Raw genomic sequence first — 13754 nt, forward strand, 5'->3', positions numbered from 1 at the left:
GTAGTAATGCCTGTCAGGGTTTGGCAGCGTAAACGGGGCGATACAGGTGGCATGCTTTCTGCTGGCTGACTGCTGAGCATGCTCCATGCCTCCCCATCCTCAAGGAAGATTTGCCAATGACCCCGCAGAACCCGTCAGCACGTTTTTTCCCGACCTTTCTGTCTCTTGTGACGCTGATGCTCAGCCTGTGCATGGCACCGACATGGGCTGCAGAAAAAAGCGCCAAGCGCGGCATTGCCTACGACATCGCCCTGCCCGCCGACCTGAGTGCGTTATCTTCGGGCGTGAGCTGGTGGTACAACTGGAGCCCCAAGCCCCACGACCGCCTGGCGTCCTACGACTACGCCTCAATGTACGGTGTGGATTTCATCCCGATGGTATGGAACGGCAACGTTGACGACGGTCAATTGAAGCAATACCTGCTGGCCCATCCCGCCATCCGCTATTTGCTGGTGATCAATGAGCCGAATCTGCTCGACCAGGCCAACATGACGCCCGAAGCGGCGGCCAGTTTCTGGCCGAGGCTGGACGCTGCCCAGACCGGCGTAAAACTGGTTGGGCCAGCGATGAACTGGGGAACCATGCCGGGCTACGGCGACCCGGTGGTATGGCTTGATGCCTTCTACACAGCCTATCGATCGATGAATCAAAATCGCGACCCGCGCATCGATTACCTGGCTTTTCACTGGTACGACTATGGTTTGCCAGGAATGCTCGATCGGCTGTCGAAGTACGGAAAACCCTTCTGGGTCACCGAGTTCGCCAATTGGCACGCCCTGGATGACGGTGCGCAGATTGATACGGTCGAAAAGCAGAAGCAGCAGATGGCCGAGATGGTCGCCACGCTTGAGCAGCGCACGGACGTGTTCAGGTACGCCTGGTTCACTGGCCGGATGAACCCGGACCCGCACTTTTCCAGCCTGTTGAACAATGAGGGTAAGCTGACCGAACTGGGCCAATACTACCTCTCGTTGCCGTATAACGAGTGACACTGCGTTGAGTGACCACGGGGTCTTCACAGCTGGCAAGCGAGGCTGCGCCAATCTCGGTCAGGCCACTGATGATGTGCTGGGTATAAGGAAATGACTGATCGGGCTCCAGGACTCTTGCGGAGACCAGAAGCCCCTCCCTGACCAGCGTGTCGACCGCTCCCACACAAACGTGGATGGCCGGGGCACGAGCGTACGCGCGCACCAGCTCCCGGTAGATCTGACCAAACGTAAGCTTTTGGGGTTTGCTCAAGCACAATCGCTTGACGATGCTCAAGATCGCGAGGTCAACGCGTGGACATTCGTAACTCACCGCATTTGCCTTTAACTTAATGAAGCCTGACGCGCAAAACAGTGGACACCCGATACCGTTCTTCCCGACCTGCACAACACACGCTCAACCTTAAATAAAGCCGTGCACAAAGCGTCAATTTTTGCACACTTTTTAGAACACTCTATTTATTGAAGCGCATTCAAAAACAATCATTGAGCCCATCAATCTTTTATAGAACCGCCCTGAATAGACTATTAGTCGCTTGTGTTGAACGCACATAAAAGCGTCAGAATGAAAAGCTTACCAGATCACTAAACCTAGCGACAATTAGGTTTACTAAAAAGCAATTAAAACCTGAAAATTACAATTTTTTTAAAAATTAAAACCAATTTAATAGCAAAAATAGCTATTTAAACCCGTAAAAATCATCATCTCAATTTTTTTTCGTCAAGAAAAACCTGATGAAGACCAACTGACATCATTTAATAAAAATAAGGTTAGTAATACTTTATCTACCGGTGAACTTTTTACTGTCGCGTTGGACTTACTGTTCAGCGATGTGTCATTGCGACAGCCGTCTGTTTTTCTCCTGCAAACCATTAATCGAGATGCAATCGATGACTAGAACCATGCTGTCTGTTTTCAGTGCAGTACTTTTGTGCGCGCACAGTGTCTGCGCACTGTCAGCGGACTCAACTTCCAGCACAAATACCGCTGTGTCCGATCAACAGATCCGGACGCAGGTGGAAGCCAAGCGCGACCAGTTATCAGGCGCTGACAAGATCAACCCGGCTCAACAACAGAGTTCGTCGTCCCTGCTCGAAGCGCCAGTGGACACCGACGACGCCCCTGCCCAGGCACAACGACCATGAACAACCTCAATCAACCGATCACATCGACCGGAAGGACACTTGCCTTGTCAGCCTTCAAACAGACGCTGAGCCTGAGCCTGCTGACGTTCAGCGTCATGCAGGCCAACCTTGCGCTCGCCGCCGTGACCCCGGCGACCGGTAACGCAGTCGAAGCGCGCGTCAGCTCGATTCTCGACAACATGAACCAGTCGGAAAAGATCAACTTCACTCGCGTCGACGACGGCCACATGATCCCTTCCCTGCTCAAGTGGGGCATCAAGGGCACCGTGGCGTATGACTCGTCCATGGGCGTACACGTCAACAATGCCACGTTCGGTGCTCAGTACCCTTCGCAGTCGGCGCTGGCAGCGACCTGGAGCATCAACCGGGCCAAGGAATTCGGCCTGGCCATCGCTTATGAGACACGGATTTCCGGCGGCCAGCAGATGCTGTCGCCAGGCGTCAACCTGTACCGCACGCCCTACAACGGTCGTTCGGCAGAATATGTCAGCGGTGAGGACCCGTTCCTCGGCGCGGTACTGGCACCGGCAATTGTCAACGGCATTCAGGCCCAGGGCATCCAGGCCAGCGGCAAGCACTACCTGGCCAACGAGCAGGAAGCCAATCGTCAGGCAGTCGACATCAAGGTCGATGAGCGCACCCTGCGTGAACTGTACCTGCCGGGCTTCGAGTCGATGGTGAAGAACGCCAATGTCGCCTCGATCATGTGCGGTTTCAACAAGGTCAACGGCGACTATGCCTGTGAAAACCATCACCTGATCACTGAAGTGCTCAAGGGCGAATGGGGCTATCAGGGCATGGTCATCAGTGATTTCAACGCCATTCACGATGCGTTCAAGGGCGCATGGGCCGGTACTGACATCGACATGCCATCCGGCCTGCAGTTTACCGAAGCCAAACTGCTGCCTTACCTGTGGAGCGGGCAACTGACCCAGAACGTGATCGACGACAAGGTCAAACGTAACCTGCGCGCCATCGTCAGCTACGACCTCCAGGAAAACCTCAACACCGCCAAGACTCTGGAGCATCCCGAGTACGGCATGCGCGCTGCACTGAATACCGCGCGCGAATCCATCGTATTACTGCGCAACGAAAACACCGCTGCGGGCAAACCGTTGCTGCCGCTGGCGCGCTCGGCGAAAATCGCTGTGATTGGCAACTGGGCCCACGATGTCCCTGCATCTCCTTTTGGCACTGCGAACTCGCCGCCCAACAGCTATGTAACCGAGCTGAGCGGCCTGCAGCAACTGGCGTCCAGCAGCTCCGATGTCACCTACCTCTCGGAAATGAGCCTGAATCCGGCCAGTTCGGTGTGGTATCAGCCAGCAACCGGCGACAACGGAATCAGCAACGCCGGGGTAAAAGCCGAGTACTTCTCCAACACCACCTTTTCCGGCGACCCGGTGCTAACGCGCGTGGAACCAGGCTTGAACCTGAACTGGACCACCGGCAGCAACGTCACCAACGCAGGCAGTACTGCGGTGTCTGGCTTCAGCCCGTCACCCGGGGCATTCTCGGCGCGGTTTACCACCACCATCAAACCAACCGTCTCGGGCGCTCAGATGTTCAAGGTGCGAGCAGACGGCCCTTACAAACTGTGGGTCAACGATGAACTCGTTCTGCAGAGCGATGGCGTGCCTTACTCCGGTGACGTAGTGAACGCGCTGACAACGTCGGGGAAAACCGCAGCATTGTCGGCTGGCAAGACCTATAGCGTGAAGCTGGAATACCAGCGTGTACAAGGCAACTTTATCCCTGTGCTGGGTAGCCTGACGGGCGTGCAGATGAGCTGGGCGTCGTTGCGTCCGCCAAAAGACCTGTCGAAATACGATGCAGTCGTGGTTGCTACAGGGAATACGTCCGAGAACGAAGGCGAAGGCTCTGACCACGGTTTCGATCTGCCCGATCAACAGGCTGAGCTGATCAGCTTCGTTGCCAAGGCCAACCCCAACACCATCGTCGTCATGCACGGCGGCGGCGTGGCCAACATGCAGCCTTGGGCAAACAAGGTGGGCGCTACGCTGCAAGCCTGGTTCCCGGGCCAGCAAGGCGGTCAGGCGCTGGCTGAGATCCTCTATGGCAAGGTCAACCCGTCGGGCAAGTTGCCGGTCACGATCGACAAGAAAATCGAGGATAACCCAAGCTACGCCTCCTATCCGGACCCGGTTGCCTATCGCGGCAGCAATCCGCTGACCGAAATGACCTACAGCGAAGGCCTGTACATGGGTTATCGCGGCTATGACAAGAAACACGCCAAGCCGCTCTACCCGTTCGGTTACGGCCTGTCCTACACCACGTTCAGCTACAGCGACCTGAAACTGTCGACCAACGTGCTGACGCCGGGCTCGACAATCGACGTCAAATTCACCGTGACCAATACGGGTGACAAGGCAGGCTTCGAAGTGGCACAGCTATATGTGCAGCCGGTCAAACCTGCGGTGGACCGTCCGGAGAAAGAGCTCAAGGGCTTCACCAAGGTGTACCTGCAACCCGGCGAGAGCAAGACTGTCAGCGTACCGATAGACTCCCGCTCCCTGGCCTACTACGTCGACAAGACGGCAAGCTGGGACGTGGACGCCGGGAAGTTCAAGATTCTCGTGGGGGCAGACTCGGAGAACCTGACCCTCAACAGGACGCTGATCACCCTGTACCCGGAAAAACTGACCACTCGTGACAGCAACCCGCTGCCACTGCCACTGCGCAAGGCAGTACAGGTCAGCGCGGCACAGACTTACTGATGCACCCCGTCAAGGCTCAGGGATGAGCCTTGATATCCCTGCCCAGACGCTGCACGTAGATATCGAAAACCGCCATGACGTCGACGTCTTGCGGGCTTCTCAGCCACTGAATCTGCAAACCGTCCATGACCGAGAAGATTTCCTGGGCCAGGGCTTTGACATTGATGTCGGCACGCACTTCTCCCGCCTCTATCAACGCCTGCAAATGGCCGCGTGCATGCTCATGAGTCAGCTGGAATCGCTCGCGATGCCATGTCCACGCAGGGTGCGACTTCGACAGGCTCTCGGTATTCATCAGCAGTGCCGCCTGACACTCGTCGGCATTCTCGATACTGAAGCTCATGCTCAGCTTCAGAAATTTCAGAAACCCGTCAAGCGTCGGTTCGGTCACCAGATCCTGAAAGCGTGACGTAACCCGCTGATCCCTGCGCTCCAGCAACGCAGCGAGCAAGGCTTCCTTGTTGGGGAAATGGTGCAGCAAGCCGACGGTGGTGATGCCGGCAAGCAATGCAACCTCGCGCATTGATGCACTCGAATAGCCGTCCCTGGCGAAAACAACCGTGGCGGCATCCAGCAAGGCCTTTCTGCGCATGTCACCCTTGGGCGCACGACGGCGCTTGGGCGCAGCTGTTTCTTCGGATTCATTCCCTGATTCTTCGATAACCATAAAAACCTGATAACGCCTTGATTCAATGTACCCCGATGCTGGTAACCGGGGCCCTGCTGGTAAAAAACCGCTTCGCTGTCAGTGAAGCGGTGGTGATGGAGATCAGCGCAATGATCGCATTACCGGTAAACATGCCAGGCAATGCACCACTGCTGCCGAACCAGTGAATACCGGCGAATACGAAGGGCACTGTACCCGCTGTTGCCCTGAGCCAGGCAAACACCGCCACCCACCATGACTTGTTCATGGTTATGAATACGGCGATGGCGACGAAATCCAGACCAATCAAAACCCAGAGGCCGCCGCCCCACAAGCAAAAGGCCATGAACACAGCGCGGGCCTCGGCTCCTAGCTGGTAGAGATCGGCAATCATGCCGCTACACAGCACCAGCATCAACCAGACTGCAAGCCCGTAACAGACCACCAGCCGCCGGGTAAAGATGACCGCAGAACGTACGCGATCATCGCGGTTCGCACCAATATTCTGGCCAAGCACCGGGGCCAGCGCGCCGGGCAAAGCAAAAAAGGCGCAATACGAAAACTGCAGGACCCGATCCAGCACTGCCATGGCGGCCAGGGCGGAGGTGCCGAATGCCGAAAGTGAGGCGACAAGATAAGCCAAACCGATCGGTGTCGCCAGATTCGCCGCCATGGCAGGAAGCGCAAGCCTGAAGGTACGCACGGCATGCAGGCGCAGCAGTTTCAGATTGCGTGTGAAGACCATCCCCATGCGGCTGCGCACCCAATACAGGCCGATGGAAGCGGACACCGCTGCCGATATGGCAAAGGCGATGCCTGCGCCGTTCAGCCCCAGGTCCAGCACAAAGATGAACAGCGGGTCTGCGACCGCCAGCGTGGCGGCCGCTGAGAGCACCACTGCCAGCGCCCGACGGTTATCACCGGTGGTTCTGAGCATCTGCGCCGACATCTGCATCACGGCCTGTAGCACGGTAAAAGGCAGTGTCAGCCAGATGAAACTGCGCGCCGCCTCGTAAGTGGCCGCCTCGGCCCCCAGCCAGTGGGTAATCGGCACCACCAGCGCCAACTGCGTGACAGACGCCAGAGCGGCGACCGTGACTACCATCAGCATGAGGCTGCCGGTCAATCGAGGGATGGACTTCACCGCACGATGACCGATGCGCTCCGACAATACCGAAGTCGCAGCGATGATCACGCCGGTCACCAGCGCGCTGTTGAAAAAAATCAGCACCTTGGCGATGCCGACCGCAGCCAGAAGCACAGGGTCATGCAGCATCGAGACATAGACCAGCGTCAGTATGTCGACGAGAAAAACCGCAAACAGGCTCAAGGCACTGGTACTGGCGGTGACGACGATGTGGCGCGCTACGCTGCCCTGGGTGAATCTTGCGCTGGCTTGGGCCATCAATGTTCTCAAAAAGCCTGGTCAGCCCGGCATGCAAGTGCATGAGGAACGGAAGTTTGTAACCGTCATGCCAACACTGGCACGAGCAACGATCACCGCCAAATGCGAGGGTCGCTGTCGCGGGCTACTTGCTCGCCGCCACCAGACGATTCACTTCACTGCGAACCATGTTGGCGTATTCCGGCGGGCTCATCGTGTCCAGTTCGGAACGTACCCATTCGGACCACTTGCCCTTGCGCTTGGCGCGCTCGCCCATCAAGCGTGCAGCCTCACTCTTGGCCTTGCCCAGATTGCTCTGCCAGAGGTCGAACAAACGGGATTTCTCGTCTTCAAGAGCGGTACGTTCGGGGAGCGGCCGATTGGCCAGATTGAAACTCATCACAGTCACCTACGGCTAAAAACGGCTGCATCTTACACCCGTAAGGGGCGTTACCTGCAGAGTCTTGCGTCGGGTCATTCAAGCAATTGCAACTTTTCAGGATGCGCGAGACTCCATTGATCACTGTTGCCATCACTTGAAAGGAAGATACCCATGGCTCGTAAGACCCCTGCTCAACAAGCTGCCGATCAAATCAAGGATCAGGCATTCAGTGACCTGCAGGCACTGATCGAAGAATCCGACAAATTGCTCAAGGAAAGCGCTGCGCTGGTTGGCGAAGAAGCAGAAACGCTGCGTGCACAACTGAGCCTCAAGCTTAAGCAGGCACTGGACTCGATGGCCAGCGTGCGCGACCGCACCAAACCAGTCGTTGAAGCGACCGAAACCTACATCGGTGGTCACCCGTGGCAAACCGTGGCTATTTCTGCAGGCTTCGGCCTGGTAGTCGGCCTGTTGCTGGGTCGTCGTTGATCGACAGCCGCTGATGAGAAGCATCGCGGGCCTGGGTACGGGCCCGCAATGCTTGATGCTGTTGTAACGATGGTGTAGGTCTGATGAATTACCTTAAGCGGGCGTGCTGTACCACCGACGGCTCGGCAAACCGGTGGGATTTGCTCACTTTGGCCTGCAACAACACGCGCTGTTCCTCAGCCTGGGCCTGGCTTTCATAAGGTCCGATCAACAATTGCTGCTTACCGTCGATGTCCACGATGACTGGGGCATAACTGCGTTCCAGCAGCCAGGCACTGGTATCGCTCACCGCTTCGCGCGAATTCATCTGGATGAACCACTGTGGCGTGGAGACCGGAGCAGTAACCGCCGCATCCTGGGCTTTTTCCCTGGCGGGCGCACTCGAGTTGCCTGCATCGCATCCGGCCAGAGCCAGTACCACTATCATCATTACCGTCTTGCGCACGTAGGTCTGCTCCTCGTCTGAAGTGGCGCGAGTCTAACATTCTCGCAATGCCCGTTGATGGACTGTGTCGAGGTGTCGCATGCCCGGCCAAAGGGCTTTGGGCACTGGCCATGCGCTGTTCTCGCAACAATCAGTTATATTTTTTGCGATCACTGGTCATGTGATCAGATATTTCTTTGCATATAAACGCAACATGAAGTGTCAAACGCCTGCGACCATGTTGACCGATGGCTTGCCGCCGTTGGTGCATTAGAACAGGAGTTCATCATGTGCGACGACCGTAACCCCCTGCATTGCTTCATTCCGCCTTATATGCTCGAGCGTATGGCGCAGTCCCCAAAGACTCTGGTAAGCGCCCGGGCCATTGCCAACCTGACGAGCAGCTCGGCGTTCCTGGCATCACGACTTTCAGCCCGAACCATGCCCTCCATGCACGCGATCAAATCGCCTGACGGTCGAAAGCACTGCGTGATTCACGATGCCAAGGGAACCGACGATCTTCCCGGCGCTGTGGCTCGCAAGGAAGGCCAGGCCCCGACTGGTGACAAGGCAACCGATGAAGCATACGACGGTTCCGGCGATGTCTACGATTTCTACGCGGAACTGTTCGAGCGCAATTCGCTGGACGACAGTGGCATGTCGCTGGTGTCTACGGTGCACGTCGCCGAGGTGGACTTCAATGGCGACCACGTACCGCTGAGCAACGCCTACTGGAATGGCAGCCAGATGGCGTATGGCGACGGTGATGATCTGGTCTTCAAGCGCTTCACCGGCAGCCTGGAAGTAATCGCCCATGAACTGACCCACGGGGTGCAGAGTTTCACCTCGAACCTGGATTACCGCGGACAGTCCGGAGCCCTCAACGAGCATTTCGCCGATGTCTTCGGCATGCTGGTGCGTCAATGGAAACAGGGCACCAGCGCCGCCGAGTCGGACTGGGTAGTCGGCAAGGAATTGCTAGTGCCCGCTCCTACACGACGGGGTATTCGCGACATGGAAAAACCGGGCACCGCCTATTCCAACGATCCGGACCTGGGCGATGATCCGCAACCGACAACGATGGCCGATCTGTACACTGGTGCCAAGGACCGCGGCGGCGTTCACATCAATTCGGGCATCCCCAATCGGGCGTTCGTGCTGGTCGCCAAGGCGTTGGGCGGAAATGCCTGGGAAGTAGCGGGCAGAATCTGGTATGAAACGATGCTGGAGCTGGCCTCTGACAGTCAGTTTGTCGACTGCGCCAGAGCCAGCATAAAAATCGCCTCGGATTCACGCTTCGGCCCTAAAGCCAAAAAAGCCGTACAAGCGGCCTGGAAGGAAGTCGGGGTCAAGGTTTAGCCGAACACAAAGGTGCTTGAAATGAAAGTCTGTCTAGTGCAATCCGGCGGCTTTGCGGGCGCCGTCAAACGCTGTGAAGTCGATACGTCCACCCTTGAGCAGCCGGAAGCCGAGCAACTGCAGCGGCTGGTCAGTGACAGCGGCCTGAATCAGTCCAGCAGCGCGTTCAATGATCAGGCGCGGGATCTGAATCAGTACGAAATCACTATTGAGGATGAGGCCAGAGAAATCTGCCTCACGTTTGACGAACACAACGTGCCAGCGTCCGCCCGCCAGCTGCTAGGGTTCCTCAAGCAACGCGTAAAGCCCGGCAAGCTCTAGGACAGGCCTGTTTGAAAACAATACGGCGACCGATGCCTTGCAGATGAGTGTAAAAGGCATCGGTTGCCGACATATTCTCCACCCTTATTCCTGCATGTGCTCCCGCATGGAATAATGGCGCTATGACATGTGAACCACCCACCGCTATCGCGGTCAATGACGTGTACCAATACGTTGGCATGGACTGTACAAAAAAAAACGCTTCACACTGCCATTAACGAGGTATCTTTTCGTGCTTCGCGTTCTCACCCCTTACCTCTGCAGCAATGGCGTCGATGAGCACTGTGCATCCTACTGAACACTCTCCTGGCCTGATCATTTGCGAGCATTGCGACTCGCTGTACGAAGCGCAACCGCTGAAGCCCGGTGAAGCAGCGTTCTGCCTGCGTTGCGAGGCACTGCTCGGGCGCGGCCACCGAATGACCATTGAGCAGTTACTGGCACTGACCGTCGCTGCGGCCATGCTTTTTGTATTCGCCAACCTGTTTCCCGTGATCAGCATCAGCATGAAGGGCCTGACCAACGAGGTCACGCTCTGGCAATCGGTTGAAGCCCTTGCCCAAGGGCGAATCACGATCATTGCGCTGGTCGCCGGCCTTTCGATTATCTTTGCGCCGCTTTTGCAGATCGCCTTGCTGTTCTGGGTGTTAGTACATGCGCACAAAGGCATCATCGCGCCCGGCTTCAGGGCCTGCATGCGCGCCCTGGAACACCTGCGGCCGTGGAGCATGCTCGAAGTGTGCATGCTCGGTATTCTGGTGGCGATCATCAAGCTGTCAGGAATGCTCGACGTGCATCCCGGCGTCGGGCTGTGGGCCATGGCCATGCTGATGGTGCTGATTCTGCTGATCGCCAACAAGGACATCCGCAGGTTGTGGGATGAACTGGGAGTGCCGCCGCAATGAACGGCATTCCCTTCGCCCATGAACACAAGCTCTGCCTGTGCCATACCTGCGGTTACGCCTGCCAGGAGGGCGCTACGCGCTGCCCGCGCTGCGACTCACCGGTACACAGACGCAAGCCCAACAGTATCAGCCGCACCTGGGCTTATCTGATTGCCGCACTGATCTTCTATATCCCGGCCAATGTGCTGCCGGTGATGTACACCAACCTTCTGGGCAACCGCAGTGAAAGCACCATCATGAGCGGCGTACTGGAGTTTTTTGAAAGCGGCTCCTGGGACATTGCCATCCTGATCTTTGTCGCCAGTGTTCTGGTGCCCTGTATCAAATTTCTGGTGCTGGGCATGCAGCTGATCACGTGTCAGCGCCGCAGCACCTGGGCGATGCGCGAGCGCGCACGTCTTTACCGTTTCATCGAGCTGATCGGCTACTGGTCGATGCTCGATGTGCTGGTTGTGGCCCTTGTGGCGTCTCTGGTTCAGTTTCGCGAGCTCAGCACCATCGAGCCGCGGATCGGTATTCTGTTTTTTGGCTTGGTAGTGGTGATGACGATGTTCGCCGCCATGAGTTTCGATCCCCGGCTTATCTGGGACGCAGAGGTTGAAGATGTCTGACAATACCCTCCCCCCGTCTGCTTCAGTGCCACGCCCTGAAGTCAAACGTCGTCGCCTGCGCGTCTCGCTGATCTGGCTGGTGCCGATCGTTGCAGCGATCATTGGCGTATCCATGGCTTTGCATGACTGGATGAACATCGGCCCGAAAATAACCGTGAGCTTCCTGACCGCAGAAGGCCTTGAGGCCAACAAGACCCAGGTCAAATACAAAAACGTGATCATCGGCATGGTTACCGATATCACCCTTAGTGAAGACCGTACCCATGTACTGGCCAGCATCGACCTGAACACCAGCGCCGCGCCGTTCACGAGAATCGACAGCCAGTTCTGGGTGGTGCGACCGCGCATCGGCGCGCACGGCGTATCGGGCGTCGACACGTTGCTGTCAGGCGCCTTCATTGGCGCCGACGCGGGCAGCTCCGAAGAGACTAAAACCAGCTTTACCGGTCTGGAAACACCGCCACCGGTCACTTTTGGTGAAAAAGGCAAGCGCTTCAAACTGCATACCGACGACCTCGGCTCTCTGGACATTGGCTCACCGATCTACTATCGACGCATTCAGGTCGGTCAGGTGGTTGGCTACGAGTTGTCCAAGGATGGTCGCGGGGTCGATATTCAGATCTTCATCAACGCACCAAATGATCAGTACATCACCACCGACACCCGTTTCTGGAATGCCAGCGGGGTCGACATCACGGTTGGCGCGTCAGGGGTGAAGGTCAATACCCAGTCGCTGACCTCGATCATCTCCGGCGGCATTGCCTTCCGCGAGCCCAACTGGAGCCCGGACTCGAAACTCGCCGACGAGAACGCCGAATTCAAGATATTCGATGATCAGGCCACCGCGCTGGCTCCGCCCGACGGCGAACCGCGCTATATCCGCATGCGCTTCAATCAGTCGCTTCGCGGGTTGACGGTCAACGCAGCGGTAGACTTTCTGGGCGTCAATATCGGCAAGGTGGTGTCGGTCGATCTGGATTACGACCCGGCGACCAAGACCTTCCCAGGTATCGTGGGTGCAGTGATTTATCCCAAGCGCCTGGGTGCGGCCGAGTCGAAACTGCAGGAACTCGGCGGCAAGGGCGATGAAGAGGAACAATCCGCCAGAGTGCTGGGAGCGTTTGTCGCCAACGGCCTTCGCGCTCAAGTGCGCAACGGCAACCTGTTGACCGGCCAGTTGTACATCGCCATGGAATTCGATCCCAAGGCACCGAAAGTGGCATTCAATGCCAAGGCCCGTCCGCTGGAAATCCCGACCGTACCGGGCAGCTTCGACAAGTTGCAGGAGCAATTGCAGGCGTTCGTCGAGAAGCTCAGCAAACTGCCGATCGACGAGCTGGCGAAGAATCTGAATGGCAGCCTGAGCGAGCTGCAGAAAACCCTCAAACAGGTGAACAGCAGTGTGCTGCCGCAGATGCGTGGCACCTTGCAGCAGGCTGAAAAAACGCTGGGCACCGCCAACGATTCATTCGCTGAAGATTCGCCTGCGCGTCAACAATTGGGCCAGGCGCTGGATGAAGTGCAGCGCACCGCTCGTTCGGTACGGGTGCTGACTGACTTCCTCAGCCGCCATCCAGAATCGCTGATTCGCGGTCGCACGGGCGATGCAGCCCCACGCTCGTTCAACGCCCCGTCCTCATCCCGAGCCATTGATCTGGAGCCAAAACAATGACCTTGCGCCTGAAACTGGCGTTACTTGCCGCAGCCCTGGGCCTGGGTGCCTGCACATCGACGCAGACCCACTATTACACCCTGATTGCGCCCATGGGCGCGGCCAGCAGCGTAGCGGCCAGACCCATGCCGTTTCAGTTCGAGATGCTGCCGGTCTTGATGCCGGTTCAGGTTGACCAGCCGCCACTGGTGGTTCGCCAGGGCAACGGCAGCCTTGCGATTCTGGACACCGAACGCTGGGGCTCGCCACTGGGCGACGAGTTTCACGATGCGCTGACGCCGCAACTTGAACGTCATTTCGGCAGCCGCGACATGGCCGGTCTGCCGAAAAACAGCGATCAACCGGTGCTTTCGGTCCGTACAGATGTACGCCGCTTCGAGTCGATGCCTGGCAATTATGCGTTGATCGATGTGGTCTGGACGCTCGGGCTTCGCGATGCAGGCGCCACCGCCGGCAGCAAGCGGCAGAGTCTGACGTGCAGCAGCGTGATTCGCGAACAGGCCGGGGAAGGCATGGAAAATCTCATCATCGCCCATCAGAAGGCCGTGTCCCGGTTAGCTGACAAGATCGCCGCAACTGCCGCCAGCTGGACCGCACAACCCGCCTCTCACTGCCTGTAAGCCTATCGGGAGGTCCATTAAAGACCTCCCGGTTTCAGGCAACATGGCTGCAGAAAGCCTTGCAAAAC

General features: G+C 57.4%; 14 protein-coding genes and 1 pseudogene. 10 read left to right on the forward strand and 5 right to left on the reverse strand.

The annotated features are described in order from the left end of the window. Positions 1-176 precede the first annotated feature (176 nt). Positions 177-989 (forward strand): glycoside hydrolase family protein, encoded by an 813-nt coding sequence (locus AC4ANK_RS15965; protein WP_460385195.1) that lies wholly within the window; start codon positions 177-179, stop codon positions 987-989. Positions 990-1026: 37 nt separating this feature from the next. Here AC4ANK_RS15965 and AC4ANK_RS15970 read toward each other — a convergent pair. Beyond that, positions 1027-1344, reverse strand: a pseudogene (locus AC4ANK_RS15970) (hypothetical protein); the annotation flags it as partial. A 548-nt stretch (positions 1345-1892) separates the two neighbouring features. Here AC4ANK_RS15970 and AC4ANK_RS15975 point away from each other — a divergent pair. Both AC4ANK_RS15975 and AC4ANK_RS15980 read left to right on the forward strand, forming a co-directional pair. Next, positions 1893-2135: a hypothetical protein gene (locus AC4ANK_RS15975; protein WP_002553239.1), complete on the forward strand. Its 243-nt coding sequence runs from the start codon at positions 1893-1895 to the stop codon at positions 2133-2135. Further along, entirely contained in the window at positions 2132-4873 is a 2742-nt protein-coding gene (locus tag AC4ANK_RS15980) for a beta-glucosidase (protein WP_057425307.1), read from the forward strand. Before AC4ANK_RS15975 ends, AC4ANK_RS15980 begins: the two co-directional genes overlap by 4 nt. A 16-nt stretch (positions 4874-4889) precedes the next feature. Here AC4ANK_RS15980 and AC4ANK_RS15985 read toward each other — a convergent pair whose 3' ends face one another. From AC4ANK_RS15985 to AC4ANK_RS15995, 3 genes are all read right to left on the reverse strand, one after another. After that, positions 4890-5540 (reverse strand): TetR/AcrR family transcriptional regulator, encoded by a 651-nt coding sequence (locus AC4ANK_RS15985; RefSeq protein ID WP_002553237.1) that lies wholly within the window; start codon positions 5538-5540, stop codon positions 4890-4892. A gap of 22 nt (positions 5541-5562) precedes the next feature. After that, the gene (locus AC4ANK_RS15990) at positions 5563-6924 is read right to left on the reverse strand and encodes an MATE family efflux transporter (RefSeq protein WP_002553236.1); all 1362 of its coding nucleotides are present in this window, start codon (positions 6922-6924) and stop codon (positions 5563-5565) included. A 124-nt stretch (positions 6925-7048) separates the two neighbouring features. Next, entirely contained in the window at positions 7049-7303 is a 255-nt protein-coding gene (locus tag AC4ANK_RS15995; RefSeq protein ID WP_002553235.1) for a hypothetical protein, read from the reverse strand. 153 nt (positions 7304-7456) lie between these two features. On the opposite strand from AC4ANK_RS15995, the gene AC4ANK_RS16000 reads away from it, so the two are divergent. Further along, a complete protein-coding gene (locus AC4ANK_RS16000; protein ID WP_002553234.1) occupies positions 7457-7774 on the forward strand; it encodes an ElaB/YgaM/YqjD family protein in 318 nt (105 codons plus the stop codon). A gap of 88 nt (positions 7775-7862) precedes the next feature. Here AC4ANK_RS16000 and AC4ANK_RS16005 read toward each other — a convergent pair whose 3' ends face one another. Then, on the reverse strand, positions 7863-8219 hold the full coding sequence (locus AC4ANK_RS16005; RefSeq protein ID WP_005731759.1) for a hypothetical protein: 357 nt from the start codon (positions 8217-8219) through the stop codon (positions 7863-7865). Positions 8220-8486: 267 nt separating this feature from the next. Between AC4ANK_RS16005 and AC4ANK_RS16010 the strand changes: the two genes are divergently transcribed. The 6 genes from AC4ANK_RS16010 (at position 8487) to AC4ANK_RS16035 (ending at position 13686) form a co-directional block, all read left to right on the forward strand. Next, a complete protein-coding gene (locus AC4ANK_RS16010) occupies positions 8487-9557 on the forward strand; it encodes a M4 family metallopeptidase (protein WP_002553233.1) in 1071 nt (356 codons plus the stop codon). A gap of 21 nt (positions 9558-9578) precedes the next feature. Beyond that, entirely contained in the window at positions 9579-9878 is a 300-nt protein-coding gene (locus tag AC4ANK_RS16015) for a protealysin inhibitor emfourin (protein ID WP_002553232.1), read from the forward strand. Between the two features lie 275 nt (positions 9879-10153). After that, complete coding sequence (locus AC4ANK_RS16020; protein WP_005731758.1) at positions 10154-10783, forward strand: paraquat-inducible protein A; 630 nt, start codon at positions 10154-10156, stop codon at positions 10781-10783. Then, positions 10780-11394 (forward strand): paraquat-inducible protein A, encoded by a 615-nt coding sequence (locus tag AC4ANK_RS16025; protein ID WP_002553230.1) that lies wholly within the window; start codon positions 10780-10782, stop codon positions 11392-11394. The genes AC4ANK_RS16020 and AC4ANK_RS16025 overlap by 4 nt, the downstream gene beginning before the upstream one ends. Next, the gene (locus tag AC4ANK_RS16030) at positions 11387-13066 is read left to right on the forward strand and encodes a PqiB family protein (RefSeq protein WP_002553229.1); all 1680 of its coding nucleotides are present in this window, start codon (positions 11387-11389) and stop codon (positions 13064-13066) included. Before AC4ANK_RS16025 ends, AC4ANK_RS16030 begins: the two co-directional genes overlap by 8 nt. Then, the gene (locus tag AC4ANK_RS16035) at positions 13063-13686 is read left to right on the forward strand and encodes a PqiC family protein (protein WP_002553228.1); all 624 of its coding nucleotides are present in this window, start codon (positions 13063-13065) and stop codon (positions 13684-13686) included. Before AC4ANK_RS16030 ends, AC4ANK_RS16035 begins: the two co-directional genes overlap by 4 nt. The last annotated feature ends 68 nt before the right edge of the window (positions 13687-13754 follow it).

This window comes from Pseudomonas sp. Pmew2 (genome assembly GCF_058129885.1).

Excerpts from the sequence above, each read along its gene's own strand:
- AC4ANK_RS15965 (WP_460385195.1), top strand. The coding sequence starts at position 177 with ATGCTCAGCCTGTGCATGGCACCGACATGGGCTGCAGAAAAAAGCGCC.
- AC4ANK_RS15975 (WP_002553239.1), top strand. The coding sequence starts at position 1,893 with ATGCTGTCTGTTTTCAGTGCAGTACTTTTGTGCGCGCACAGTGTCTGC.
- AC4ANK_RS15980 (WP_057425307.1), top strand. The coding sequence starts at position 2,132 with ATGAACAACCTCAATCAACCGATCACATCGACCGGAAGGACACTTGCC.
- AC4ANK_RS15985 (WP_002553237.1), bottom strand. The coding sequence starts at position 5,540 with ATGGTTATCGAAGAATCAGGGAATGAATCCGAAGAAACAGCTGCGCCC.
- AC4ANK_RS15990 (WP_002553236.1), bottom strand. The coding sequence starts at position 6,924 with ATGGCCCAAGCCAGCGCAAGATTCACCCAGGGCAGCGTAGCGCGCCAC.
- AC4ANK_RS15995 (WP_002553235.1), bottom strand. The coding sequence starts at position 7,303 with ATGAGTTTCAATCTGGCCAATCGGCCGCTCCCCGAACGTACCGCTCTT.
- AC4ANK_RS16000 (WP_002553234.1), top strand. The coding sequence starts at position 7,457 with ATGGCTCGTAAGACCCCTGCTCAACAAGCTGCCGATCAAATCAAGGAT.
- AC4ANK_RS16010 (WP_002553233.1), top strand. The coding sequence starts at position 8,487 with ATGTGCGACGACCGTAACCCCCTGCATTGCTTCATTCCGCCTTATATG.
- AC4ANK_RS16015 (WP_002553232.1), top strand. The coding sequence starts at position 9,579 with ATGAAAGTCTGTCTAGTGCAATCCGGCGGCTTTGCGGGCGCCGTCAAA.
- AC4ANK_RS16020 (WP_005731758.1), top strand. The coding sequence starts at position 10,154 with ATGAGCACTGTGCATCCTACTGAACACTCTCCTGGCCTGATCATTTGC.
- AC4ANK_RS16025 (WP_002553230.1), top strand. The coding sequence starts at position 10,780 with ATGAACGGCATTCCCTTCGCCCATGAACACAAGCTCTGCCTGTGCCAT.
- AC4ANK_RS16030 (WP_002553229.1), top strand. The coding sequence starts at position 11,387 with ATGTCTGACAATACCCTCCCCCCGTCTGCTTCAGTGCCACGCCCTGAA.
- AC4ANK_RS16035 (WP_002553228.1), top strand. The coding sequence starts at position 13,063 with ATGACCTTGCGCCTGAAACTGGCGTTACTTGCCGCAGCCCTGGGCCTG.